Annotated in this window: 4 protein-coding genes; all 4 read left to right on the top strand. The window is 31.9% G+C overall.

Features of this window, described 5'->3' with window-relative positions; translation table 11 throughout:
• Positions 1 to 214 precede the first annotated feature (214 nt).
• Positions 215 to 454, top strand: coding sequence for a hypothetical protein (locus ACIQ56_RS16635; RefSeq protein ID WP_397602153.1), 240 nt, complete (start codon positions 215 to 217; stop codon positions 452 to 454).
• 2 nt (positions 455 to 456) lie between these two features.
• Positions 457 to 615, top strand: a complete 159-nt coding sequence (locus ACIQ56_RS16630) for a DDE-type integrase/transposase/recombinase (RefSeq protein ID WP_397602154.1) — start codon at positions 457 to 459, stop codon at positions 613 to 615.
• A 531-nt stretch (positions 616 to 1,146) separates the two neighbouring features.
• Positions 1,147 to 1,848: a Holliday junction branch migration protein RuvA gene (ruvA, locus tag ACIQ56_RS16625; protein WP_397602152.1), complete on the top strand. Its 702-nt coding sequence runs from the start codon at positions 1,147 to 1,149 to the stop codon at positions 1,846 to 1,848.
• Between the two features lie 11 nt (positions 1,849 to 1,859).
• Positions 1,860 to 2,453: an AAA family ATPase gene (locus ACIQ56_RS16620; protein ID WP_397602151.1), complete on the top strand. Its 594-nt coding sequence runs from the start codon at positions 1,860 to 1,862 to the stop codon at positions 2,451 to 2,453.
• The last annotated feature ends 120 nt before the right edge of the window (positions 2,454 to 2,573 follow it).

Below are 2,573 nucleotides of genomic sequence, written 5' to 3'. Positions count from 1 at the left end.
ATGAATATCATCTCTGGGAGCCGGATGTGGGAAAACTACAAGTCCGGTTCTGCAGGGGTTTCATGGCAATGAATTACTCTTTATTTGAAAGGAAATAAAAGTCATGTCTCTACCTACCATAGAATTGTCAAATGCATATTTAAGTAATAAAATAATAGAAGTTTATGTTTTTGAGTTTCTAAAGTAACAGATTAAAAGTAAAGACGCTATATAAATGCACAAATTCAAATTCCATAACTTCCCAAAAGAAATCATAGGCGAAGCAGTTCGAATGTATTTGAGAACTAACTTAAGTTTTCGAGAAGTGAAAGAGTATTTTTTTGAAAAGGGGATCCAAATATGCCATGAAATCATCCGTCTTTGGGCGAACTTTTATGGGCATAGATATGCTTCTGAAATCAAGAAAAGAATGATTTATAAAACAAGACGGTACCATATCGATGAAGTTTTTTAAAGATACAAGAAGAACTTTACTATGCATTCCGAGCAGTTGATGAAAATGGGAATGAACTTGAGACGTTAGTACAAAAGAGAAAAGATAGGAAAGCAGCGAGAAAATTCACACAGACCTCTTCGGAAACGAGAGAAAGGCTTGCAGCGCTTCAAGTCTCATAGACATGCACAAATGTTTTTAACTTCATATATGAAGATAAGAGGTTTCTTTTGTCCTAGGCAACACTTATTATCTGCTGAAGGATATCGTAAAATCATGCAGGATCGTTTTGATATTTGGAATAAAATCACAAATAAAATAATTTTTGCTTGATCACAAAGAAAAAAAATGTCTAAAGCTGTTTTTCCTTTTATTTTCTGTCTGTTACACGTGCATTTGACAATTCTAAAATCTATCATCCATAATGATTCCTCAAAAGAATAAAATATTTATCCACACAGCATTGATAACGAACACGATTTTTTATTTTTTGTCTATAAAACATTTATTTTTTTTAATTTGACAAAAAAGAGGAAGCACTTTAAATATCCCAAAAATGTGTTCAAATTTTAAACATATTTTAAATCAGGTTTCATTTTTAATTTTTATTTTCCTAGCAAAAGCTTGTTTAAATCGAAATATGTTATGATCTGATATCTAATTTAAAACTCTTGTTTTATAGATAACTTGATTCATATGTAAAGGAATACTTCATGATTGGATTTTTAAGAGGAATCTTGATAGAAAAAAACCCTGAGAATATTGTCATAGATGTAGGCGGTGTTGGCTATGAAATTGAAGTTCCCGCAACCACATTATGCCAATTGCCAACTCTTTTAAATGAGGTTCAATTAAGTATTTTAACTCATGTACGTGAAGACGCCATTCGATTATTTGGTTTTTCATCTTCCTTTGACAAAAAAGTATTTCAAGAATTAATTCAGGTTTCCGGTGTAGGACCGAAAGCAGCATTAGCATTATTAGGACCTGTAGATGGTTATGATTTATGTGAAATTATTACAACTGCTCAAATAACGAAACTAACTTCAATTCCTGGAGTGGGTCCTAAGACTGCGGAAAGACTTGTACTAGAGTTAAAAGATAAATTACAAAAGAAATTAGCACGAAAACGTGATGATATCGAAATTCAAAAAACAAAAGTTTCTGAAAATATGGCAGGATCTATTTTAAATAGCAATAAAGCATCTCAAAAAATTGAACAAAAACTCATTAGAAAACAAATTGTAGAAGATTTAAAAAGTGCGTTATTTCATTTAGGATATAAAGATAAACAATATTTTGAAGTTGTAAATAGCGTTGAACAACGTATGCAACTTGGAGAAAATATTTCTTTTGAAATTGCATTAAAAGAATCACTTTCAAAACTTTCTGAAAGAATGATCTTAAAACATTAAGGTTACAAAATATGGATACCAGTATACATACCAAATTTGATAATTCAATCATTTTACCCGAATTAGCAAATGATACAATAGAACCACATTTAAATTTAAGACCAAAAAATTTTGATGAATATCCCGGTCAAGAAAGAGTTTGTGAAAATTTAAAAGTCTATACTCAAGCTGCAAAGTTGCGTGGAAAAATGTTAGATCATTGTTTATTTCATGGACCTCCAGGTTTAGGAAAAACAACATTAGCTGGTATTGTTGCAGAAACAATGGGCTATCAAATTAAAGTAACATCAGGTCCTGTTATTGAACGAGCTGCAGATCTAATGGTTATTCTTGCAAGCATTGAATCAAAAAAAATCTTATTTATTGATGAAATTCATAGATTACCATCTAATGTTGAAGAAATATTATATTCTGCCATGGAAGATATGAGATTAGATATTTTAATTGGACAAGGACCTACAGCACGAACGGTAAAATTTTATTTACCTCCATTTTGCATCATAGGTGCAACAACAAAAGCTGGTGCGATTTCTGCCCCATTAAGAGATCGATTTGGTATTCAAGAACATCTTGATTTCTATTCTCCTGAATCCTTAAGTGAGTAGGTAGAAGCACAGTGTTGCCACTGTGCAACCCCATTAGAACCGTACTTGCCCAATTAAGGCATACGGCTCCTTCACTAGCACCGCTTATAAGCGCTCGAGTTAAAGATAAGGCTATGCCGA

The sequence above is a fragment of the Silvanigrella sp. genome (assembly GCF_044369315.1).
In the GTDB taxonomy this organism is placed as follows: Bacteria; Bdellovibrionota_B; Oligoflexia; order Silvanigrellales; family Silvanigrellaceae; genus Silvanigrella.
The sequence above is the reverse complement of the archived record's forward strand: the minus strand, read 5'-3'. Positions and strand labels throughout refer to the sequence as shown.

Excerpts from the sequence above, each read along its gene's own strand:
- ACIQ56_RS16635 (WP_397602153.1), top strand. The coding sequence starts at position 215 with ATGCACAAATTCAAATTCCATAACTTCCCAAAAGAAATCATAGGCGAA.
- ruvA (WP_397602152.1), top strand. The coding sequence starts at position 1,147 with ATGATTGGATTTTTAAGAGGAATCTTGATAGAAAAAAACCCTGAGAAT.
- ACIQ56_RS16620 (WP_397602151.1), top strand. The coding sequence starts at position 1,860 with ATGGATACCAGTATACATACCAAATTTGATAATTCAATCATTTTACCC.